Origin of the sequence: Chromobacterium alticapitis, assembly GCF_002924365.1 — a bacterium.
Taxonomy (GTDB): Bacteria; Pseudomonadota; Gammaproteobacteria; order Burkholderiales; family Chromobacteriaceae; genus Chromobacterium; species Chromobacterium alticapitis.
In genome coordinates, this window is sequence record NZ_PQWB01000078.1 from 1 (window position 1) to 22,632 (window position 22,632).

General features: G+C 51.1%; 17 protein-coding genes. 11 read left to right on the forward strand and 6 right to left on the reverse strand.

Going from position 1 to position 22,632, the window contains the following annotated elements; translation table 11 throughout:
* Positions 1 to 136, reverse strand: a 136-nt coding sequence (locus C2I19_RS22740) for a helix-turn-helix transcriptional regulator (protein ID WP_146056839.1), incomplete at its 3' end; no start/stop codon positions are given.
* 331 nt (positions 137 to 467) lie between these two features.
* Here C2I19_RS22740 and C2I19_RS15760 point away from each other — a divergent pair.
* The 7 genes from C2I19_RS15760 (at position 468) to C2I19_RS15780 (ending at position 11,557) form a co-directional block, all read left to right on the forward strand.
* Positions 468 to 2,417, forward strand: coding sequence for an ATP-dependent nuclease (locus tag C2I19_RS15760; protein ID WP_103903621.1), 1,950 nt, complete (start codon positions 468 to 470; stop codon positions 2,415 to 2,417).
* A gap of 21 nt (positions 2,418 to 2,438) precedes the next feature.
* Positions 2,439 to 2,738: a hypothetical protein gene (locus tag C2I19_RS21790; RefSeq protein ID WP_146056840.1), complete on the forward strand. Its 300-nt coding sequence runs from the start codon at positions 2,439 to 2,441 to the stop codon at positions 2,736 to 2,738.
* Positions 2,735 to 3,436 (forward strand): hypothetical protein, encoded by a 702-nt coding sequence (locus tag C2I19_RS21795; RefSeq protein ID WP_146056841.1) that lies wholly within the window; start codon positions 2,735 to 2,737, stop codon positions 3,434 to 3,436. The genes C2I19_RS21790 and C2I19_RS21795 overlap by 4 nt, the downstream gene beginning before the upstream one ends.
* A 149-nt stretch (positions 3,437 to 3,585) precedes the next feature.
* Positions 3,586 to 7,386 carry a hypothetical protein gene (locus tag C2I19_RS15765; protein ID WP_199181215.1) on the forward strand — a complete coding sequence of 1,267 codons (3,801 nt, stop codon included), beginning with the start codon at positions 3,586 to 3,588 and terminating at the stop codon, positions 7,384 to 7,386.
* Between the two features lie 186 nt (positions 7,387 to 7,572).
* Positions 7,573 to 8,559, forward strand: a complete 987-nt coding sequence (locus tag C2I19_RS15770; protein ID WP_103903622.1) for a hypothetical protein — start codon at positions 7,573 to 7,575, stop codon at positions 8,557 to 8,559.
* Entirely contained in the window at positions 8,556 to 9,131 is a 576-nt protein-coding gene (locus C2I19_RS15775; protein ID WP_103903623.1) for a hypothetical protein, read from the forward strand. Before C2I19_RS15770 ends, C2I19_RS15775 begins: the two co-directional genes overlap by 4 nt.
* The gene (locus C2I19_RS15780) at positions 9,128 to 11,557 is read left to right on the forward strand and encodes an AAA family ATPase (protein WP_103903624.1); all 2,430 of its coding nucleotides are present in this window, start codon (positions 9,128 to 9,130) and stop codon (positions 11,555 to 11,557) included. The genes C2I19_RS15775 and C2I19_RS15780 overlap by 4 nt, the downstream gene beginning before the upstream one ends.
* A 229-nt stretch (positions 11,558 to 11,786) precedes the next feature.
* Here the strand turns inward: C2I19_RS15780 and C2I19_RS15785 are convergent, their stop codons facing one another.
* Positions 11,787 to 12,017 (reverse strand): helix-turn-helix domain-containing protein, encoded by a 231-nt coding sequence (locus tag C2I19_RS15785; RefSeq protein WP_103903625.1) that lies wholly within the window; start codon positions 12,015 to 12,017, stop codon positions 11,787 to 11,789.
* Between the two features lie 122 nt (positions 12,018 to 12,139).
* On the opposite strand from C2I19_RS15785, the gene C2I19_RS15790 reads away from it, so the two are divergent.
* Both C2I19_RS15790 and C2I19_RS15795 read left to right on the forward strand, forming a co-directional pair.
* Entirely contained in the window at positions 12,140 to 12,967 is an 828-nt protein-coding gene (locus C2I19_RS15790) for a hypothetical protein (protein WP_146056842.1), read from the forward strand.
* The gene (locus C2I19_RS15795) at positions 12,967 to 13,473 is read left to right on the forward strand and encodes a hypothetical protein (protein ID WP_233201222.1); all 507 of its coding nucleotides are present in this window, start codon (positions 12,967 to 12,969) and stop codon (positions 13,471 to 13,473) included. Before C2I19_RS15790 ends, C2I19_RS15795 begins: the two co-directional genes overlap by 1 nt.
* Positions 13,474 to 13,549: 76 nt before the next feature.
* Here the strand turns inward: C2I19_RS15795 and C2I19_RS15800 are convergent, their stop codons facing one another.
* The 3 genes from C2I19_RS15800 to C2I19_RS15810 are packed head-to-tail and all read right to left on the reverse strand — an operon-like array spanning position 13,550 to position 18,687.
* Positions 13,550 to 14,914: a TniQ family protein gene (locus tag C2I19_RS15800; protein WP_103903627.1), complete on the reverse strand. Its 1,365-nt coding sequence runs from the start codon at positions 14,912 to 14,914 to the stop codon at positions 13,550 to 13,552.
* Positions 14,914 to 16,032, reverse strand: coding sequence for an AAA family ATPase (locus C2I19_RS15805; RefSeq protein ID WP_158253735.1), 1,119 nt, complete (start codon positions 16,030 to 16,032; stop codon positions 14,914 to 14,916). Before C2I19_RS15805 ends, C2I19_RS15800 begins: the two co-directional genes overlap by 1 nt.
* A 12-nt stretch (positions 16,033 to 16,044) precedes the next feature.
* A complete protein-coding gene (locus C2I19_RS15810; RefSeq protein WP_158253736.1) occupies positions 16,045 to 18,687 on the reverse strand; it encodes a TnsB C-terminal domain-containing protein in 2,643 nt (880 codons plus the stop codon).
* A gap of 301 nt (positions 18,688 to 18,988) precedes the next feature.
* Here C2I19_RS15810 and C2I19_RS15815 point away from each other — a divergent pair, with 301 nt between their 5' ends.
* Positions 18,989 to 19,354 carry a hypothetical protein gene (locus C2I19_RS15815; protein ID WP_103903630.1) on the forward strand — a complete coding sequence of 122 codons (366 nt, stop codon included), beginning with the start codon at positions 18,989 to 18,991 and terminating at the stop codon, positions 19,352 to 19,354.
* Positions 19,355 to 19,478: 124 nt separating this feature from the next.
* Here the strand turns inward: C2I19_RS15815 and C2I19_RS15820 are convergent, their stop codons facing one another.
* Positions 19,479 to 19,973, reverse strand: coding sequence for a 3'-5' exoribonuclease (locus C2I19_RS15820; RefSeq protein WP_103903631.1), 495 nt, complete (start codon positions 19,971 to 19,973; stop codon positions 19,479 to 19,481).
* A gap of 1,638 nt (positions 19,974 to 21,611) precedes the next feature.
* Between C2I19_RS15820 and C2I19_RS15825 the strand changes: the two genes are divergently transcribed.
* Complete coding sequence (locus C2I19_RS15825) at positions 21,612 to 22,619, forward strand: hypothetical protein (RefSeq protein ID WP_146056843.1); 1,008 nt, start codon at positions 21,612 to 21,614, stop codon at positions 22,617 to 22,619.
* Positions 22,620 to 22,632: the final 13 nt, after the last annotated feature.

Sequence of the window (22,632 nt, forward strand, 5' to 3'; positions counted from 1 at the left end):
CAGCGTGGCCGTGCAAGATCCGCGACAAGGCGGCCCGGGTCACTCCCAGCTTACGGGCAGCTTCCGTCACGCTGATGCCTTCCAGCCATTCTTGCAACACCTCGCCTGGGTGTGCAGGGTTGTACATGCTGCTCATGCTGAAAACTCCTAGCAATAACCTTGACTGCTCCGAGTCTAGTAAAGCATGCGAGCTCCCGCCTGGTTAGACCGTGCTTGAGGGTTTCGTGCTTGGAAAATATTTTGCTTTCTAGCGCACCAAATCGCTTCATATTGGCAGACGACAACCATTCATGACAAAATCCTAAAAAGACTATCATCTATCAAGACTCACCCCTAACAATTGCGAGACCAGCTAGAAGTTGCAGGAGATACCGCTTTTAGTTCTCACCATAGAAACCCGACTTCCTAGCAAAAATTCAGAACCTAGCATCCACACCAAGCCCAACCGGGTACCCTGAGGAGGCTCAATGGCCGTCGTGAATCGTTCCAAGCTAGTGCGCATCACAGTACGCAATATTGGCTGTATCGGCAATGACGGGGTCGAAATCGAACTAGACAACGTGGTCTGCTTAGTCGGCAAAAACAATGCCGGCAAATCCACCATCTTGCGCGCGTATGAGCTAGCCAAAGGCTCAGCCGCCTTCGACCTAGCGAAGGATCGCTGCCAATACGCTCCTGAAGACCAGCCATCTGAAGTATTGCTCGAGGTGCATATACCAGAGGGCATTGGAAATGTCGATGCCAAATGGAAAACTGAGAAAAATGGCCTACTGATCGTCAAAAGCCGATGGCAGTGGACAGGCCCAAGCTACCAGAAGGTACGCACGACTTGGGACCCAACAGGTGGACCCGATGGTGACGGAGCATGGGCCGATGAAGGGAAAGCCGGAGGCGCAGATCCCGTTTTCAACTCCAGGTTGCCACGTCCTCTACGCATTGGCTCGCTAGATGATGCCGCGAAGACCGAGGAGATGCTACTAGCCCTCGCTCTAGGGCCACTTCTTGCAGACCTCGAGAAGGAGCGCATCAACCCGGAATCCGATCTCTCCAAGGCGATCTCCAGCGTATCTGATCACCTTAACATTCTTAGCGACGCACACGAAGAGCATTTCAATACCATCGCTAGCCGTGTCGCGACTGGCTTCAAGGGCGTGTTCCCTCAACTGGACGTCAGACTAAAGATTGGTGCGTCCCCATTGGTCCCGAAGCTTGGTGATCTGATTAAAGGAGGATCAAGCCTCAAAGTCCAAGATGGTGCCGCCGAAACAGCGCTTGTCCAGCAGGGTACGGGTGCCCGACGCGCACTCTTCTGGTCAATGCTTCAAGTTCACAACGAGTTGTCGCGAGACAAAGAAGTCCGACAGGACTACCGGAAGCGACTCGAGAAAGAGATTGGCGAAGCTGAGAAAAAACAAGGGAAAGCGAAGGAAGCAGACAAGCCCGCTCTGGACGAAGTTGTCGCCACACTCAAAGCTCAGCTTGACTCCCTCGATGGAGGAGCGCCAATTCCAGACAGCCCTGACGATCCAGCTTTTCCTGGCTACCTACTGCTGATCGACGAGCCAGAGAATGCGCTACATCCAATGGCAGCACGAGCAGCACAGCGCCATCTGTATGAGTTAGCAGAAAGCCCCGATTGGCAGGTCATTATGACAACCCATTCTCCCCACTTCATCAATCCGTTCCTGGATCACACCACCATCGTACGTCTCGAACGTGTTGGGGATAACGAAGCGGCCCCCGTCACACCCAAGACGTACCGGTCCGATTTGATAGAGTTTGAAGCTGACGACAAGGAACGCCTCCAAGCTCTACAGCACATCGACCCCAGCTTCTCAGAAGTGTTCTTCGGGTCTTATCCAGTGTTGGTCGAAGGCGATACAGAGCACGCAGTTTTCATGTCATCAATCCTTGAGCGTCAGCATGGGCTGATGGATCGAGTCACGGTCATTCGCTCACGGGGAAAGGCAACTCTGGTACCACTCATCAAAGTGATGACGCACTTCAAGATCGACTTCGGTATCGTTCACGATATTGACTCGCCATTCAAGAGGAACGGAGACAAGAACGGCATGTGGACCGAGAACGAAAAGATCCACAATGCAATCCTGAATGCCCGCGCAGTCGATCTTGCAGCTCGCCACAGGATCAGCATCCCAGACTTTGAAAGGTTCCTTGGCGGAGAAGAAGAGTCCAAAAACAAACCTTTAAATGCTTACCTTACCGTGGCAAAAGATGATGCACTGGCTCTGCGTGTGCAAGAGCTGATCACAGCCCTCCTAACATCAGAACAGCATGAACCTTTTCCCGATGGAACCCTAGGGGAAGGAGGCTACTTACCCTGGCTCAACACAGTCATTCAAGCGTGGGCTATGGAAAATGGGAGAGCTGAGGAAATACGATTTAAGGGGCCATAAGCGCCTGAGATAGAGTTCCACATGGCAATTACCAAAGAGTGTCTGAGTCAAAATCTGGCGATCCTAGCATCGGCGTGCTCGCCCTACATTTACACATCAATAAAATCTGAATTTGAATTTGGGCATCAGAATAACAAGACACCGCTCGACCAGCGGAAGAATTTGGGTATAACGGAACATGTATTGAATCAGCAACTCAACCATCTTGATTCACTTACAGCCATGCCTTACGACAACATTGCCATTGATTGCGACGGCCGACATTTCCAGCCTACCGATCTAATCGGATATATTTTTATTCATCAAGCGAGAAAAATATGACCCCCAGCATGACAAATGAATTTCAACAAAAAACAAACGAAGCATTCTCCATTATCGAAAAAATTATGGAGAAAAATCCACCACAACCGCCCATGAACAAGCATGAGGAATTTCTAGAAGGCCTTAGAAAAAAGATTCTCTCCCATGCTATTTCCGGCTTTATCGTCATGCTAATCTTTGCTGGAGCAGCATACCTTTTCCCCATCAGTGAGCTACTCAATACTACCTTCACGCTTAGTTTGTTAGTACAGCTAACGGGCCTAGTCCTCCAACTAATAGTAATTGGCTCAATAATACCATTTGCTTGGGAAATGATAAAAAAACCGCACGCACAATTTCTACGTCTAGTAAAGAGAACATACAACTTCGATATAGAACATGTAGAGCTGCTATCAAAATGTGACCCTGCCACTTTAAGCCACCTCCTTATTCATTACAAAAACCAGCGTACAGCACTTGAAAAACGAAGCTCACTTATTTCAGGATCAGTTGAGAAAATTGGCTTCATGCCGGCCATATCCAGCTTAGTTGTTTTATATCTTAGCCTAACAAAATTCCCCATTATTCAAAACTGGATAAATTCTTTAGTGTTTTTATTACTTGCATTCTATTGCTTAAATATTTCAATTTTTGCAATGCTACAAAAACAAGACAGAGTTATTTCCCTTCTTGAATACAGCATAAGCTCTCGCTCCTAGCCTATTAATTAATGCAACTGAACAGACCGCATCGACCCGAAGCGGGCGTCCACGCCCGTAACTGACTCCCCTGAAAGCAGTCGTTATTGCCTCCACTGCGCCGTCAGAGCCAGAATTCGCCAGCAGCTGAGTTTTCACAAGGAGGTCTCGTGGGTAGAAAGTCCAGAGAGAAGCGCGAGCGTCGACTTGCCAAGAGTGTAGAGAATTCTGATTTGCTACTTCGCCAGATGATCAGCTTACACAACCATTTTGGCGAACGCACACAGGTGAAGGACACCTTCCTCGCCCAAGTGAGGGAGGCCCGTGCACTCCTCCGCCAGTACGACGCCGCAGACGTAGCGCTTGCGATTGGCGTGTCCGAACTCTGGCCGGCGAATGCAGGCAGTCAGGTCAAACATGCATTCGTCTGGTGCGTATTCCTGGACACCCCGCTCGAGGACCGAGGCGGTAGAAGAATCGAGAGCTATACCGACTTCCAACAGTTTATTGAAGCTCTTTATGCGACCTTACCCCACTTTTCAACACTTGAAGACTTCTCTCCTGAAGCGGATTGGGGACAGATCAGGGCGGACCTCGGCGGCCGGTTCGTACCAGTTTTCTATGGTAGTAGCATCGAGCGAGTGCCGGACTTCATTGAGGCCTTTCGAATCACATATGCTGATGTGCCCGACGCCCTGGCTCAGATGGACTTGGTCGTCGCGCTGCAGGCACTGATCATTGAAGCTATTCCACACCTCGCGCAGTCCGCTGTCGTCGATGCGGAATGTGGCCACGTAGAGCTTCCCCCAGAAGATTTCTGGCTCCCGTGCACGGACGCTCTGCAAAACATCGATCAACAGAGTGCTGCCTGGCGCCGACGCGCGGGAAGCTCTCTCGACGGGCAAGTCGGTGGCTATAAAGCGCCGCTGACGTGGGACTCGTTCGGCAACGCAGCATTCACTGGCGATGCAGTTCCCTTCTTGGGCGTCAACATCACCGGGACCTGGTATCCGATGGCGGTACGAAGTGCTCCGGGAACGGTCGTCGACCATTGGGCAAAGAAGAACGCATCTGGTGTTAGTGCTGAGGTGCACCGAAGGCTGGGCAGGTATGTCTTCGAGCGCTTTGACAACACGCTGCCAGGCCCGGTGATGTTGGTTCTCGACAGCGACGTGTGCAGAGAGCTTCCCATCAGCAGCGTGACTTCCACGGCGACAGGTGTGTATCTTATTTGCGCTTGCGATCATGAACTACTCGACAAGCAGTCAGTGATCGCAGCCACCGTTCTTGCTAAGGCCCAGCAGGTAAAAAACATTCGCTTTAAGATTGTTGAAGGTCCAGAGGTCCTGCTCTCGAAGGATGGCATCAATGGCCCATCAACCGATGAGCTTCACATCATCCTAGTGCCTACTTTGGCGGCTACCTCGGCGGGGCTCCTCAACCTTCCTGACGAACCGTTGCGACTCCTGCCGCTTGCGGATTTCATCACCATATTCGACGGCCTTCAGACTCTGGAGGATCTACAGCGCTATTGGACTTTTTGCGATCGACACCAGTCGACCCTGACTCCCTTCTCCCGCGGTCCTGCCGATCTGTTCGCCTCATTCAACGACGCGGACGAGGTTCTGGTTGATGGCGCCGTCGAACCAACGATGATCAGCCTTGACCCGAGTTGGGGAACCTCATCGAGATTCAAAACACTCGCTGAGTTCTGGTCGAGGGCCCCTCGCGTCTTTCCTGACCATACATCTGCATGGCGACTGAGCGAAGGGACCGAAGGCGTCATCGTAATGAGCTCGCGCAGCAGCAAGGTCATCGCCTACTCCACTCTCGTCGGCGATTGCACCGTTCAAGCCTTGCTGGAAATCAAGGACGATCTGGCTCTGGAAGATGGGCGCATGGTCGATCTGTTCATCCAGATCCTCGCTGATAGCTCTTTCAGGTGCCGTGGGCTACTGGCTGACGCACCGCTGTTCCAGTTGGACCATCTTCTGTTTGTCTGCAAACGCGGTGCGTCCAACACCATCATCGGAGATGACGAAGCGAACTCTGGCGCGCCTAAGAATGCAGGCCCGGTCGTAACTACCGCCAAAGGAAGCTTCGGCAGAACTGCAGTCATTCATTTTGATATCAATGTTCGTGCGGTGCTCGCAGGTTTGAGCGACGCTACCGATGGGAGTTTCGAGGTGCAGTGCCTTGTGGAGGCGATTCGCAAAAGCCACGACGCCCTTGGCATGTCGCTGCCAGAGGGGCTGGAGGGAGCGGTTCTTTCAACGTCGGGTGAGCTTGCGCGATACACGCTGCGGGTTGCCAATCGGCGCGTCGACGTTCCCGACCACCCATCAGTGATCATTCCGAGGATGTCGGACTACAAACTGGCTCGTAAGCAACTCGCTGAAGTGATTCGAGACCAGGGTTTGGCACCAGGCCAATACACGCTGTCGGAGGCCAAAGAGAAGATTGACCTAGCCAGCGCCCAGTTCAGGCTTCGCATCGAAGGGCGACTCGCTCAGCTTGACCGCCTTCAGCTGATTCGAGCTTGCATCGAACAGCACGATGCGCTTCTAGCGACCGAGCGAGAGCGGATTGAAAGAGCCCGCCAAAGCCTGTCGCACGAGGTGGACTACGACCGAGTCGACGCTATTGAAGAGGCGCGCCAGCAGTACGGCACTGTAGCTCGTCACTATCGATATCTGCTGGAGAAGGCCATTAGCAGCCAGGTATCTGGACCCAGCGAGGTTACTCCCGATGTGCTGCGCGAACTGGTAGGCCGAGTTGACTGGCTCATGTCGCTTGCCGGAGCGAGCGACGTCCTCCACAACGGGGTCGATGTTGCAGGTATCACCATCGACGATTCGTTTATCCCGGAGATCTTCTACTCCGACGGTTCCAACGACCGGGAAGCTCGGTTCGCACGTGAGTACGCCAAGACACGTCTTGGTCTGGGTGAAAACCGCAAGGACGTGGTTGAGGGAGAATCGGCGGCCTTGTTAGAGTCAGCCGATTTCAATAACGCTTTTGAGACCGACCTTGGGTTCAACCCGTCGGACCTGTTCACGTCTATATCCGTGCTGGCCCAAGCTCAGCGCCGCGGTTTCGCCAAGGAGCTTTCGCTTTCCTACGGCGCCAGCCCAGACAAGCTGGCAGAGAAGCTTGCTTCCGATATCAAGGACCTTGGAAAAGAGAAGGCCGAGCGCATCGTTGCATTCCTGACCCTCTCAGAGACCGGGCTTCTACACCTCGCAGGCCGGGACGTTCAAGAGGTGGAGGTGCCCTACTGGGAGCACAGCAAGCGAGCTCACCGATACGCCATCCGGCCACTTGTGCGGGTCGGTGATGAGTTGCGCTGGGGAGCGGAGGCGGCGAGTCGCTGCATGTTCAATTGGATGTCGTCGGTACGCGATGGCTACCTGCCTGCCGATTTCGGTTGGCCCAACATCGAACAGGCTGTTCGGCGAGTAAAGGCTAGCATCGAGAAGCGGCTGGAGCTCCACAGTGAAGAAATATTTTCTCGGCATGCTCCATTTGTCGCGCGGGGCATCGACTTCTACCGGAGGTTTCAAGCCGAAGGATTCGAAGATGTTGGCGATTTCGACGTCCTCGCGTATTGGCCTGACCACAACCTCTTGGTCGCGGTCGAGTGCAAGTACAACCAGCCGGCATACACAATGAAGGACAGTCGCCGGATGCGCGAAAAGATATTTGGGCGCAAGGAGGACGACAAGGGGCAGATCGGAAAGGTACTCCGCAGAGGTGCCTTTTTGGAGCGGCACCGAACCCGGATGCTGGAGCTTCTCGGATGGCCAAAGCCCGCCAGCGCTCCAGAACGCTATGTCGAGCTCTATGTCAGCAGGGACATCTACTACTGGATGGTTCACCCGCCCTACCCTGTGCAGACCCACTTTGTAAGAATTTCAACTTTGGATTCTTGGCTGAAGACCGAACTCTTCATGATTGCTGACATGCCTTGAGCCTTTCGAATCAGGTAGAGCGGTAGCCATAGGTTTCCTTTAACAAGATGCAACCATTCCAGACATCAGTCATACATGGTAACTTTTTGCGGCCACTTCAGAGTTCGGGACATTTTGACCAACAGATTTTGTCAACAACTGCGCAGAAAAGTTAGTTTTTTGCAGGAACTCTGCACCTGATCAGTCTTGCTACACCGACAAGAAAGTGAAAAAAGCCTTACCAGACAAGGGAGGCTTTTTTCACTAACTTTTCTTCCCTACATTTCAGCTCAGGACTCCAATATCCAGGGAATCTTCAACAAGGCGGCTAACGAGTTGACGTGGCAGCTTGGCGATCCTCCCCCGAGCTATGTGTTCTCGGAGCAAGAACTGGGCATGGACCAGCGATCACTCCTGAAAAACGTCTACCGCGACCAAATCACGCCAGCCAACCTGACGGCAGTCTTTGAGGCAGCGCGCATCCAGGCATACGCAAAGCGGTTGCTCACCGCGCTGCTGCTGGATGTGTGGTCGAGAAAGCTGCAGGCGTTGATCCATCTCGCTCCAGGTCCGCTTCCGCTTGCGGAGCGTCAACATCTGTGCGCCGGCATCGTGTCGCTTCGCAACCACCTGGCAGATGCGGCGGGGCCGGAGATCGACTTCATCGATGCGCTCCTCGATCGGTTCGGCCGCGCCTGTAAGTTGCTGCGTGACGGCCAAATCGAACTCCCCAATGTCAGGTTTGAGCCGATTACGAATGATGTCGTGACGGCCCTCCCGGGCAATCCCGCCTTGGGGGCCCTCGGGTTACGCGAGGCGGCCGTTGCACTTGGCCTGGTGGGAATGGGCTTGAGCCGCGATGACTGGACCGTGGAAGCCGAGGCTTTGGACAGGGAATCGGGGGTGCTGGCAGTCACCGGAAAAGGTGCAGCAGCGGCTCGCACCAAGGTGTACCTGACGGCCAGCGCGGCAGGCGCCGCGCTGCTTCGCAGCGAGGGCCACCTAGTGGAAACAGAAGGCCCCCTCTTGATCCAGTCTCAGAAGCTGGCGGTGCCAATGACTCGATCCCCAAGGGGGGCCGCAGGGCGAACCGGGTTACCGAAGGTGCGCGAGGTCAGCATATCGACCCTGCTGCAGACCACCACCACCACTGACGAGCTGTATGAAGCATTCCGACAGGAGCTTGCGCTATGACTGATTCAACGCCAGTGGGCCGTGTCACGGTGGCGCTTGAGAACGCTGGGTATCAGCGGATTGCCAGTGGGCTCCAAGTCGGCGAGCTGAAGTTCCAGTTTCCGGCCGCGTTCGTGAAGGCGAAGAGCTCGGCCGAACTGATCCTCGTCGCTGACATTGCAAGCGAGAGTGAGGCACAGCTGACCCGCAAGGTCGACGGCGTGGCGCGCGCGCTGGACATCGCAGCCTCCACACGCTCGCTCACCCTGGTGGTCACCGGACCTCGTCCCAGTGCTGCCGCGCTGGAGTCACTGGGCCGGGTCTGCCGGGTCCTTCCTACCGGCAACATCACCGGGGACGATGGCGACGAAGTCCTCAAGAACTGGCTGGCTGTGCTGTTGCCCCTGTCGTTGCCTGAGCCTGAGTCCGTGTCGGGCAACTCCTTGGCCCGCATCTACGCCGCCGCACAAAACCTGGACGAGACCACCAGGAAGCTGATCGATGTTGCGTCTCTAGGGGAGCGCGCCGTCAGCAAGGAGCTGTACTCAATCATCGACGCCGCTGCCGTCCAGGCCAAGGAGAAAAACAAATGACACCGCGCATCACGTCACTCACGGCTACCGACTTCCGCAGTCTTCGAGGGACCGTAACGGTCCCTATGGACAGCCCTGTCGTGCTGATCCATGGTCGCAATGGCGCTGGCAAGACCAGCTTGTTGACGGCGATGGAGCTTGGCCTGACCGGCAACCTGGCATCGCTATCTCGGTTGGACCCGCGGTTTCAGGAGCATCTGGTTCATAAGGAGGCGATGTCCAAGAAGGGCTCGGTGTCGATCGGCGTCAACGGGCTTGGTGTCGAGTTTCCTACAGGGCATTTTGATATCCATGGCCACAAGTTCACTGGCAAAGCGGCGCTCGATCCCGTCCTGACAAGGCACTTTTCGGAGCGCTGCTACTTGGCGCAATCCACACTGACGAGGCTGTTGGAGCTCTACGAGGACAAATCGGCGAATGGCTCAGCACTGACGCGATTCGTCAAGGAGCTGCTCGGGCTGGATGCGCTGGACGCCCTTATCGACGGCTTGTACGACGCCCGCGATGTTCGCCGGCTTCGCGGTCATGCCGTGAGTTTCTGGGACATGCGCGAGCAACTCCCGAGTTTGGATGACGAATTGAGCCGCCTGGCCAAAGAGCTAACTTCCACCGAGGGGCAGGCAACGCAGCTCATACAGTCGGCACGGGAGCGACTCATACCGCACTGGCCAGAAGTTGCCAGCCTCTCGGCGCTGGCGATGCTTGACCTGTTGAAGGAGCAGTCACAGGAGCCGGAGCTGCAACGCTTAACGCAGCTCCGGCGGGAGCTCAACGACACGGTTGCGCAGAGCCAGAAGGGGGTATCTGCCATGGCTGCCGACCAGCGCGTTGCCATCGAAACGGCCGCCGGCGCCGCAGACGTGGCACTACGGGCTTGGCTGGGCACCAGCGGCCAGCGTATGACGGAGCTGTTCGACAAGCTCGGTGGCTACTTCTCTGATCTGCCGTCCCCCATTCAGAACCGCCCTGAGTACGCTCGCGCCTATGCCCAGCGGGTCGTGTCCAATGAGGTGGCGCGATGCCAGCAGATTCAAGTCAAGGATCAAACAGCGCAGAAGCAGATATCGACACTTCAGACTGACCGGCAAGGCCTCGCCACACGGCTGGAAGAGATCGACAAGCAGATCGTGCAGCATTCGGGCGAGGCCGGCCAGCTTGCGCAGGCGCTGTCCGCTTTGGTGCCACATGTGCACACCGAAGAATGTCCGGTCTGTAGTCGGGACTTCGGTGAGGTTTCGTCTTCGCCGCTGCTGGGTCATCTCACGGCTCGGATTGCGTCCCTGACTCAGTCTGCGGGCCTTCTCTCAGCGTTGTCACGGGAGCGGGCGAACACCGTGAGCGCCGTCGCAGCCCGAGATCGAGAGATCGGTGTCGCTCAGGCGCAAGTGCTCACGGCCGAAGCGAGAACGGAATACGGGCAAAGGCTTGCAACCCTTGAGCAGGCCTTGCACGATTTGAAGTCCCTGGAAGCGGAAGCTAAGGCTGGCGAAACCCTGTTCGGGCAAGCTGCCAACGCCGCGCAAGCTCTGACATCGGCTCGCGCCGGAGATCAGCAATCAGCAGCCATTCGAGACGCTGCTGGTCGGTATGCCACGGTGCTCTCCATGGATCCCATTGGTGCCAGCGAGCCTTTGCAAGCGGCGCTGCAGCGGTTCCTGGCTGAAGTATCTGCGCGGTTGGAGCGGCTGACGGCGAAAGAGTCTGCGCGCCGTGATGGCGAGGCGGTGTTGAGGGAACTACTGCTGAAGCAGCAGCACATTGAAGCCATCAAGGAGCGGCAGCTGGAGCGCCGAACTGCTCGTCGAGGCCTGCACGCGGCAAAGGAAGCTGGGGAGCGAGCGATGGAACAGGCGCGCGAGCTTCTCAAGCTCGCTCAGGCAGAGCGTTCCCGTGTTGTGGGCCAGGTGTTCAACGATTCCTTGAATGCGGCATGGCGAGACCTCTTCGTCCGCCTGGCACCGGATGAGCCTTTCATCCCCGCCTTCGCTTTGCCCCAGGCGACTAGGGGCGACGTCGAAGCGAAGCTAGAGACCCACTACCGAGATGGCAGCAAAGGCGGCAATCCAAGGGCCATGCTCAGCGCCGGGAATCTCAACACGGCCGCGCTGACGCTGTTCCTGGCGCTCCACCTGTCCGTGAAGCCGCAGCTGCCGTGGCTGATCATTGATGACCCGGTGCAAAGCATGGATGAAGTTCACATCTCGCAGTTCGCTGCGCTGTTGCGGACACTCTCCAAGCAGCATGGACGCCAGGTGATCATTGCTGTTCACGAAAAACCCCTCTTCGACTACCTTTGCCTGGAGCTAAGCCCAGCCTTCGAAGGGGACCGATTGATCACTGTAGAGCTGGAGCGTACGGCCAACGGAGACTCGGTAGCAAACACTCAGGTCAGAGACTGGAAGCAGGACTTGGCGATTGCAGCTTAGTCACCGTTGCTCGCTATAGACTTTCCCATGCTTGCAACGGCCGCGTAACTAGGCGATGTCTTGACATACGATGCTGCCATCGCGCCTTAGCTGCCGAACGACCGGTCTCAGGCAGTTTTGCGAGGGGATGTTCCTGGCCGAGCTGGTGCCATTCTGACAGCAGCCCCGGCTCTGGCTGCCAATACGCCATGTGAAGCAAGGCGCTAGCAGGGCAACAAGGGCAGGCCTGCTAAGGCTTCTCTAACAGAGTTGCAGCCTCAACGCCTAACGCCATCGCAAACCGTTCAATATTATAGATGGTGACGTTCTTCTCGCTTCTTTCGATCATCCCTACATATGTACGATGTACGCCTGCCGCCTCGGCCAGCTCTTCCTGAGAAAGGCCAAGCTCAAGGCGCCGGCGCTTAACATTGGCTGCAAAAACAGCAACTAACGCACACTGATGAGGTTTGACGGACATTCTGAGAATGTCCGTTTTTTCATACCGCGATTCTACATACCATGATTAGCATTTTGCTTGAAGCTCTGCGGGCGCTCCAATTTTTACAACCCGCTCTCAGATTGATGCCAAGGGAAATCGTGATGCGCAAATCAACCATCCAACACCAAGCGGCAAAATTTCTTCCTTTGCAGCTCATGGCTACGCCCGCGCTAGTCGGCGCCACCTTGGCGCTTTGTTCCATGGCAGCCAGCGCCGCCAATGTGATCTTAACGAACTCACCATTCAGCGGAATGCTGGCTACGGCTTCGATACAACCAGCAACGCATCGGGGCATCAATGTGGAAGGGGCTACTGTTGGTATCAATCGCACAGCCACTGCTGGCGATAACTTGTTGGAAGTACATTACATCCCCACGACACAGCTACCGAGCGTCCTAATCACCCAGGATCTCAGCCTGTCGACCGGAGATGCCACATTGAACTTGAAGACGGGTGATAAGGTCATCCCAGGGGCACGTATCCGCGACGTGTCGGGCAAGACTTATTTCCTGGTGAAGACCGATCCACAGACTAGTTCCTTCTTGAAGAAAGATCGCTATTTTGCGTTGGCCGAAGATGGCTCAGTACTCAACCGGACCTTCAGCACTCTGTCTGATACCTACCTCACTCGAGAAGAGGTTACAGTCGCTAAGGGTAGTTTCACGTTGAATCTGGCCAAGAAAACCGATGCTCCTCTTTGCGGCTTGTCAGTCGTATATCTTGGTCAATCCGAGGGGACTCTTAAATTCAAGCTAATTCGTTCCGATGCCAACGGTGCGGTCAATGCAGAGCTTGTTCGCTCCTTTGCCGCGGGAGTCAAAGCCGTGGCCTTACCGGGGGCTCAACTAGGGATTAGCAAAGCCGACGCCAAGGCCATCAGAGCCAGAGTTGATGGACTACCACTGATCAACTGCAACGGTGAACTGTGATGTTGATCATGGCGCTTCGTCGTATCGGACTCCTTCGCAAGGTGCTACCACTGACCATCCTGGGCATCAGTTTGGCGAGCTACGCGCAGGCCACCACACTCGATGATGCAGTAATGGCCGTGGCCCTCAGTCATCAGACCCAGGAAAGCATTCTTAATGGCCAATTATCCCAAGTAGTCTATGTTGGGCAAAATGGAGACTGCAGCGCTGTATCAATTCGATCACCAGAGGGCCATGATCAACACTTTCGTGTTTGCAAAAGACAAATCATTCCACGCGCTACTGTCGCCCCCTCATGGCCGGACAACCCAATAAATAAAGCTTTATTGACTGCCGTGGTCAACAATGCGGTTTTATATGGTCAAGCAAATCAAACAGATGAGGATGGCTACTTGATCCAGGCAAAAGTACTAGGAGCCATGGCTTCAGCCTGCAAGCACATAGAAGTCATCATTAGCTTCGAAGCAGATCTGGTCGACTATGCATTAAAACATGTGTGTGACTAGAGAGAAATAAGCTCATTGTCCCCTATCATGTGACCACGTGAATTGCTAACGAGGGGCCAGAAGGGAAATCATCAAGTCATATCGTCAATGCTTGGAAAAGTAACCTTCTCTTTCGCTCTTCCTCTACTGCAGCTAAAACATGCGGACGAGATAGAATAACTCCGTGAAAAGAAAGCTCATTTTGTAGGATACGATTTGTGATTTTCGTTTTTTTATCCGTAAGTCTTTTAAAAATATCCTTAACTACATCGATATCTTTTTGTTCATTTTTTATTCGGCAGCTATTTTTGTATTCCCTATAAAGGCGTGAAATCGCTTGGCACTCTTCTTTAAACCAATATCGTAATAAGGTAACAGTATAGCCAAGATCTCTAGCGATTGATTGCACAGATTTTTCTGAGATGCCAGACGAAATTATGCTATCTAAAACAGACTTTACCAGAGAGAATTCATCGACTGAAAGACCCTTACGTTTGCTTGCCTGCTTCCTATGATCCATGACGATGTTCGGATGGATGTGTTGATTTTCAAGCAAAGTGATGAATTCTAACGGAGAAACTCCGAGGCTGTACGAGAAGGAAAGAAGGTTAGGGAGAGAAGGTGAAACATTCGATTTTGACCAGTTGGATACGGTTCCTTTCGGGAATCCTAATTCACGCTCCATTTCATAAATGCTACCATTATAGAGCTCACCTGCAACGACTTTAATTGAATTAATGAATGATGATGAGTTTAATAGACTCGAGCAACGCCAACCATTAACAATCATCTCTTCGATTGAATTGTATTGATACAAAGAAAAATCATCGATATTTTTCAGGTAGGTTATAGTAGATGTGCTAAGCCATTTGCCGCAGTGTGAACAGTGATCAAGGTACGAGTGTTTAGGTAAGAAAGGCTGTGCTTGTCCACAGTGAGGACACGTGTCTGAAAGTGCGCACTGGTGTGTTTTACAGAACTTTACTGGTGCAGCCATCCATATTAATGGGAAATATGGCTCATTGCCTGAGGCCCGCCAATCACGAAAGCATTCTGAACACCAATGTGGTCTATGATGTAGTAGTCCATTCCCCCTAGGATCTAAAACTTCCGTCAAGGGGAGAAAGCTACATCTATCTAACTCGGATTGTCCTGTTAGATTATTTAAGGCTTCTGCTAGCTCTTTGGCGTAAAAACTTACCCCATTCATAGTTCTAATATAATTCGATGTGAACCTGGAAGAGGCTTCTCTGCTATATTTTATTTTTGTCCATGCCAGAACTTCGTTTCTCAATAATGTCATCGGTGAACAGGAGTGTTTTCTAGCCAATCTTACAAAATAGCTTGATAATGATTCTTGAATGGGTAAAGTATCATTCATAGGTTTCATGGGCATAAGCCGTGACCTTGCGGGGAGTGGGGGGGACTCATCTAGCAGCGATAAAATTTCTGGTTGAAACATTATAAGTCTCCGACGGAATCACGAGATGGGTTTCGTCTTCCAGGTTTGCGTGATTTCTTATTTTCCCCATTCATCCTATCATTTTTATAATTATCACTTGCCTTGTTAAATCCCATGAGATTAGTCAAGTCCTCTTCAGATTCATCACTCAATAGCTTTTCACCCCATTGATTTTCCTTCTCTATCTTTATTAACTGACGAATAGGGAGCGCTGTTTTATTCATGATGCCCATGTCGATTATTGGCTCCATTTTTGAAATAAAAGCAAGCTCCAAAGCGCGCATGCACCAGTCTTTTAATAAGCCGACAGATCCTAGACTCATTTTCATCAGGTAGGGATAGTTTACGCACACATCATCGTGGATAGGAATTTTCATTGATTTGAAAAAAGTATGTGTCACGTTTACGAACGACTGGCCATACTTATTACTTTCTGATTCTAATTCGTTTGGATAATATCGCTCAAAATGAATTATTTTCGTTCTGCGTATTAGTTGCGAATTAAAATCTTCAATTTTTAGTAAATCATAGGCGCCTGATAAAATTAATGGTCGTCCCCAGTCATTAACAATACTTTTCAAAATTTCGAATTGATATTTGTAGCTTCTATCGTTTTTGGTTGCGAAAATACTTGATGCCTCATCGATCCCCACAAAGTGAGTCTCACGCTCAAGCAGTCCATTTTTGAATGCTCGTGCCAGTGCGGATGTCACAAGTTTATGAACGTTCTCAATTTTTTCTCCGTCTAGATTCACAACTATCCTTGGTAGAATTTTTTTACTTATCAAAGGTTCGAAAAACACGGCTAGCAAACGCTGTAGAGCATCCTTCCAATCAAACTCTCCCTTGAACCCCGTTGGCAGTGTGGCTAGCACAGTTGGTATAAAGCCTGGGTTTTGTATCATGTCATCAAGAAATCGTTGATTATAAGAATCAAAAAAATGACCTACCGCCGTTGACTTACCAGCACCAGTGGCGCCAACCACAGCAAAAATCTTCCCTTGCGATGATGGAAGCGGGACTTCTTCAAGTCGATCAAAAAGCTCTTTGAGCTTTTCATGTTTAGCGCGGACTTTTTTAAAATCTTCCAGTGCAGATAGTGATTCTTTTCTAAGCATGGTAGCCATCTATCAGAAGGTATCTAGAATTTTAGGTGTCCAGCTTTTATTGACTTTGTTATCAACGTCTACTGCTTCTCCTTCTGCATTTGACACAAGCAAGTTCTGGTTAATTTTAGAGTTCATTGCTTGCACCTCAGAGTCGTGCATGGTTTGCATAGCGAGCTTTTCTTCTTCTTCGACTGAAGATAAAAAATCAGCAATGCGCTGCGCAGTAATTCCATATTCTTTGCCCGCCATCCTATGTTTTTGTCGCAAGCATTCAGTAGCTATGGCTATTTTCTTTGCACTCATGCCTTTGAATGCTTTGTAATATTCGCTAAAACACTCAACCCATTCATTGTTGCAATATACATAAGCATGACCACCATCCCACGGGTCATATCTGACAGGAGCCCTTGAGTTGATGAGAGAGTAACGATCTAACGCAACAGAGTTATAAAATATGTAATTTATCTTGACTCCTCTATTGGTTATCTTTGCATCACCTTTTGAAGTTGTTGGCATCGTCGTAATAATGAAATTCTTATCGTAACTAATCAATACGTTCTTGCGGGCTCCATAAATTCTCATGCCTTCCAAAAATTTTTGATTTGGCGTGCAGCCAAGTGTTGAATGAAAATTTTGGTGATAGGTTTCAAAGTATTCTTCCAATCGTATCGTCAGCCTTTCCAATGTCCAATTGGCCAATTTTATTGGGTTTGCCTCGGGAGATACTTGACGTATATGCCGCTCAGCCTGTGTATTGCCTAGTAAGGCATTTGCAAATTGATCTCTGGTTAAACGGAACATACGCTCGATGATTGCGCCATCACGTGGCTTTCCAACCTTTCTAGATTGCTTGTCTATGTAATAAATAGCCATTAACTGCTCATAGTAACTCGACTGAAACTCAGCCCCGCCATCAGAAACAATTCTTTGGGGTAGTCTTCCATGTCGTCGTACGCAGTCGCGTAATACCATCATGCAGCTGCGATGACTTGGTTTGTCAAAACTAAAGTACCATGCAAGTATTTTCCTTGAATACGCGTCAATCAGTAGTGATAGAGTGCCAGTCTTTACGTTTGAATCAGATTTGGAATTGATGAGCCGTACATCAAAGGGGGAGTGATCGATATGAGCAATATGAAATGGATGAGTGCCATGAGCTGGAGTTTCATACCCTATATACCAGTACTGGATGACCTCTGATTGATATGCACGTTTACGTCCTTCTCTTTTCTCCACATCTTTTACGGTTTGAATTCTTTTTATTTGAGCTCTTAATGTTTTTGTGCATATCTTTGACAGTCCAAGCTTCTCGCACTCATTATCGACAGCTCCTAAAAAATGGGTGATAGATTTTTGTTTTGCGTTGGCCCAGCAATCAGGATATAGTTTCTCAATGATATAAATAATAGCTTCTTCTATCTTTCTATTGTGATTGCCTTGAGTTTTATCTCTGTTTGGCATTAATCCAATAAAGCCATAGCCATACTTAATCTCCGCATTTCTCCATTGTGCTTTCCAGTAGAATTTCGCCCTTGTGCTTTTGTTAATGTATGGATTTTTCTTTCCTGGAGTGCCAAATAATATTTCATGACGATATAAGGCGCTCTGAATATCTTTGGGAGAGCATTGCTTCATTAAATCATGCTGAGGACCTGAATTATCCTGTCTGACAGATTTAATATTTCCACATTTTGCTAAGCTAGCCATTTCCTCATACGTTAGGTTCAGTAATATGGATTCTTGTGAATCTACACATCTTGCAGCCACTCCGGCATCACCAACATTTACTACCTCCCATGATCTGCCATCCCAAATGAACATACACCCAGGGCGAAGTTCAATGCCTGCAGGTAAGCTTGGTGATATTGATTTGGATTCAATATATATTTTGAAGGCTTGTGCGCTTATCTCATCTCGAAATAAATATGCATCTTCTACTTCTTTCAGATGACTATTATTTAAATCAAAAATAAACTCTTTTGTGACGATGGAGTTGTAAACAACATCGGCATCGACGATTTTTATCAACTCATGAATTGATCCCCATGGATTGAGTGAGAAAAATTCACGGAGCTTCTGCAACTCAGCATCATTTGATTCAAATGGGTGAATATAATAATCTTTGAGGAGCTCTAAATTCTCGATTAGAACCCAATTATTCTCGGATGAAGGTCTGATAATGAAATCGCAGCCAAATTCGCGAGCTGCCAATTCTGCGGGAGGAGAGCGCCACTTTCCATTGTCACTCAAAATAAATCGCACCGGATCTTTTTCATTTAGTTCAAATAGGTGTTGGTCGGTTTTGCATTCGACAAAATAGAAACCTGATTGGCTAATGCAAAACAGATCTGGTGTGATGCTTGTCGCCACTCGGCGACCATTCGCTTTGTCCCAGATGATATTTAACCGGCACGGTTGGTGATAAAACTCAAGAATGTCTTGGCTATGATCGAATGACACAATCGTAGCGAACTCTGTCCTCAGGGCCTCAGCCTCGATGACAAAGTTCATTTTTCGCCCGCAATAGCGAATTGTTTGACTGACACCACCGCCATAGACACGTCGTACGGGGGCATTCTCACGTATCCAGCGAATACGGTTTCGTCCTAGGAGGGGGATATTGAATTTGTCGAACAGCTGTTCGATCTCATCTTCAGACAGCATGGTATTAATCCTCATAATCCCAATCGAGCAGAAGGCAAGAATTAATGGCAAAAAGCCTACATCGCCGTGTTGACACACTACGGTCGCTGTCCGAGAATCGAAGCGTCTTCCCGCAAAGTCGACACTTAACTCTCTACGGCCTCATGACGAGGCCGTTCTTGCTTCTCCTGCTCGGTTGTCTATTAGTTCATCGGCATGCCTTGTGGGTTACTGTTTCGTAAATTCGAACAGAAAATACAAACAACGTATACATACGTGTTATACTGAATTCTGAATAGAATTTATTTTTTGGAATTGACTTATGAATTCGCAAATTAGAAGTATGCTCGATGCGAAGAGTTTCATCAAGGCAGATGAAAAAACCGTCCCTATCATTGAGTGGATCCCGGTGATCGACTCGATCAAAGTGGAGCTTGAGTTTGCTGAAGATCGGCAACTGGCGGACTTTCTTGGCATTGCCCCCAGTACTTTAAGTGAGTGCCGTAGCGGACGCCTGAACCTGAGCCCGCTTGCCAAGCTTCAAGTTCTGATCCAACTGGGGTTTTGTAAAACAGAAGATGCCCGCCGGATCTTGCTTCAAGAAGAAGTTGCGGAGAAAAAGCGGCGCGCTAAGGAGCGGCAAGACAAGAAGCTGGAGATGCTGAAAGCGAAGAAGCAGATTAGCTAGTTGTTGCTGAGTACTATTCGCAGTGTTTTAGTGCTTGAAGGAGGCTTGAGGAGCACTTCGATATGAATGATGTTGGGCAGATCAAGTAGATCAACCGGAGCGGTTAAAAAGTACTTGTGTCTGACTAGGCTGACCTAGCAAGCTTCCATGATAAGAAGCCGGACCGTAATGCACGGGCATCTGCCAATGCATGATGTGGAGGCCACTCTGCACTGTATGCTGATGACATTGATTGCGGAAAGGTCGAATCACTGATGACTTCAGGTGTCAGCAGCCACTTTTCCGCAATGTTACTGGGTAATGATTGGCCATCCTCCCCTTGAAGGGCATCGGCAAGGAGAGTCCAATCAGATGCGTAATCAAATACCAAGGTTACTGACTGGCCGAGCGACGCAAACCAGGCGTGCAGACGTAGTGTCAATTCTTGTGCTGTACAATTAGCATCCTCCACTCGGCCCAACAACGGAAGAACATTGGCGCGCACAAGATCGTTGCAATCCTCTCGGCGGTAGTCATTGCGCTCGGCATAGAACTCATGACTATCTTCGGTCACTAGCGCGATAGCAATCAAATCAATTTGAATGAAATCAGTGAATTCTGCATCAACAAATACGAGCATAGACTTTGATTCCAATTAAGTTGCTGCTACATGGTGTAGGGGGTGACTTTCACCTGCCACGGATTTGCAATCCTGACTATCAGCTTACCACCTTCTGCAATATACTATTTTTTATGCGTTATGGATATTGAGCCGGGATGTGAAAGCGATAAATCTAATATTGCTGCTGCAATCGCATTATTTATTCGGAAAAACTATGGAGTTTTTTGCATTTTTACCAAAAATTTAATGCAAGAGAGCAAGGCATCGCTAGGTGGTGACCGCTGAGAATCCCTGTTAGCTAGGCCGGTACAAGTGGTCGATTTTACTAACCACATATTCATTGGCCTCTGGGGTGCTGTCATTCTTAACGTGGCGATGATTGTAGCCAACCCTTGCGGGACAGATGTCGGCATCGCAGATGAACAGGATGACCTAGCAGTGCTTGCAAGGCTAAAATGCTATGTTTTGCACAATCTGGTACAGCGTTCGTATAGACCTGATCATCTCCTGCTTTGTCGAGCTACAACGATGCTTTATAAACCAGGCTTGGACATATAGTTTATTGATTATGGGTAGATTTCGGTGAGTAAGATTAACGTTCGGGACGTCTCCCCAGCCTCCACGCGGTCAAAAAAGAGTCGACCATCCATCCCATCGGTTTCGCTCGCCGAGGCTGGAGAGATTCCGGCTGACACACTCGTCCGCTTTGCGATGCGAGACGGACGTCGTCCGAGACCGATTTACACCGCACATAAGTGGTTTGCCCGACGACTACCGTCGGTCTTCCGTAGCCTTCTCCTCGGAGTAACTAATGCCCCAGGCTCAGACTTTGAAGCACTCTACTATGGCGACGCGGACCTTCGAGGCATAACGGTTCTGGATCCGTTTGTTGGCGGAGGAACCTCCGTGTTTGAAGCCTCTCGCCTGGGGGCAACTGCTTATGGATGCGACGTCGATCCGGTCGCCTGCGCCGTGAGCCAGCTCGAACTCGGCGCAGCCGACATACCGGATCTTCGTTCTGCATTCGAGACGCTAAAAAAGCGGGTCGGGGAGCGAGTGACTGAGTTTCACAGATCGGGCGATGACCTCATCCTGCACCACTTTTGGGTGCAACATGTGAAGTGTGTTTCGTGCGAGACAGGGTTCGATGCCCACCCACACTACATCCTGTCCGATGATGGGAAGGCTCGTTACGCCATCTGTTCGCAGTGCGACGAAATCGTTACGCTTCCCTCTGGGACTCCAGAATTTGATTGTCCATGCTGTGGCACCCATACGGTGTGTAATGTGGGCCCAGGTGCGGGTGGCCGTGCGGTCTGCCCGGAGTGCGAGCATGCCGAACCCCTGATAGAACGCGGACGTCGGGAGGGGGCACCTGAATGGCGGCTGTTCGCAGTTGAGACGGTCTGCAGAGCCGAGGACCGGCGAGTGGTTCCAATATCAAAGCGAACACTACGCAGAGCCACAGATGAGGACCGGAGACAGTACGATGCTGCATCGGCCGCCCTTGCACTTGGTCTATCTGACGGAACGTTAGAGCTGCCTAGGGATGCCATTGAGGCAGAAGGCTGGTCGGACGATAGGCTCGTTTCTTACGGTTATCGATATTGGACCGATCTGTTCAACGACCGTCAGCTTCTACATCTCGCGATACTCATGAAGGAGATCCGTGCACTTGAGGAGCCGGTGCGCTCAGCGATCGCCATGGCGTTTAGCGACCATCTCACTACTAATTGCATGATGGCCTCCTATGCGCATGGATGGCGCCGGTTGACCCCGCTCTTCTCGCTTAGAGCGTTTCGTCATATCCAGCGGCCAGTGGAATTGAACCCATGGATTGAGCGCACAGGTCGCGGTGGTTTTCCTAATACCATCCGGAAGCTTGAGCAAGCGGCAGCTTATGCACGGGCCCCTAAGGAGCCAGCCGGGAATGGCGAGTTTGTATCCGTTGATACGATTTCGGCGACGCGAAAGGGAGCTGTCCACCTCGGCAGCGCCCGCGAACTTACCTTTCTTGCCAATTCGTCAGTTGACGTTGTCATGACGGATCCTCCGTATTTCGACAACATAGCCTACTCCGAGCTGGCGCAGTTTTTTGCTCCCTGGCTGAAAGCTCTCGGCATCATCGCAGATCTAGACCGCGCTGAGGTAACAGACGAGAGCCTCGTTGCATGCAAGCATCAGCCTGATAGTGTCCAAAAATTCACATCTGGACTCGGGGAGGCCTTTCAGGAGATGGCGCGCGTTCTCCGACCTAGGGGTATTGTGGCGTTCAGCTACAGGCACACCGAGGCCTCTGCATGGCACGCACTTGCCGAGGCAATTGCGACGACAGATTTACATGTCACCCGCGTTCTACCTATGCCGGGTGAAGTCGGAATGGGGCTGCATGGCCAGGGAATACGTGGTTTATGGGATGCCATTTTCATCCTCAGGCCTGGGCGCCGGGCTCCGATCACGAAACTCACCGTCAGGCCTGACGACATAAGCGACGCTGATCAGGCCGTGGTCGACTGGCGAGAGAGGTACGGCATGCTGGCAATCCCCTTCAACGATATCGATGCGGTCGCATTGAGAAGAGCGTTTCTTGTTGGCCGGGCGCTTCCGAAGACGAAAAGAAGCAATCAAAAATATGCCATATCGCTTGAGGATGCTTTACGCTGATCTTACAATCCCG

What these genes read in the sequence shown, in the direction of transcription:
- C2I19_RS15760 (WP_103903621.1), top strand. Translation starts at nt 468, where the DNA reads ATGGCCGTCGTGAATCGTTCCAAGCTAGTGCGCATCACAGTACGCAAT.
- C2I19_RS21790 (WP_146056840.1), top strand. Translation starts at nt 2,439, where the DNA reads ATGGCAATTACCAAAGAGTGTCTGAGTCAAAATCTGGCGATCCTAGCA.
- C2I19_RS21795 (WP_146056841.1), top strand. Translation starts at nt 2,735, where the DNA reads ATGACCCCCAGCATGACAAATGAATTTCAACAAAAAACAAACGAAGCA.
- C2I19_RS15775 (WP_103903623.1), top strand. Translation starts at nt 8,556, where the DNA reads ATGACTGATTCAACGCCAGTGGGCCGTGTCACGGTGGCGCTTGAGAAC.
- C2I19_RS15780 (WP_103903624.1), top strand. Translation starts at nt 9,128, where the DNA reads ATGACACCGCGCATCACGTCACTCACGGCTACCGACTTCCGCAGTCTT.
- C2I19_RS15785 (WP_103903625.1), bottom strand. Translation starts at nt 12,017, where the DNA reads ATGTCCGTCAAACCTCATCAGTGTGCGTTAGTTGCTGTTTTTGCAGCC.
- C2I19_RS15790 (WP_146056842.1), top strand. Translation starts at nt 12,140, where the DNA reads ATGCGCAAATCAACCATCCAACACCAAGCGGCAAAATTTCTTCCTTTG.
- C2I19_RS15795 (WP_233201222.1), top strand. Translation starts at nt 12,967, where the DNA reads ATGTTGATCATGGCGCTTCGTCGTATCGGACTCCTTCGCAAGGTGCTA.
- C2I19_RS15800 (WP_103903627.1), bottom strand. Translation starts at nt 14,914, where the DNA reads ATGTTTCAACCAGAAATTTTATCGCTGCTAGATGAGTCCCCCCCACTC.
- C2I19_RS15805 (WP_158253735.1), bottom strand. Translation starts at nt 16,032, where the DNA reads ATGCTTAGAAAAGAATCACTATCTGCACTGGAAGATTTTAAAAAAGTC.
- C2I19_RS15810 (WP_158253736.1), bottom strand. Translation starts at nt 18,687, where the DNA reads ATGCTGTCTGAAGATGAGATCGAACAGCTGTTCGACAAATTCAATATC.
- C2I19_RS15815 (WP_103903630.1), top strand. Translation starts at nt 18,989, where the DNA reads ATGAATTCGCAAATTAGAAGTATGCTCGATGCGAAGAGTTTCATCAAG.
- C2I19_RS15820 (WP_103903631.1), bottom strand. Translation starts at nt 19,973, where the DNA reads ATGCTCGTATTTGTTGATGCAGAATTCACTGATTTCATTCAAATTGAT.
- C2I19_RS15825 (WP_146056843.1), top strand. Translation starts at nt 21,612, where the DNA reads ATGAAGGAGATCCGTGCACTTGAGGAGCCGGTGCGCTCAGCGATCGCC.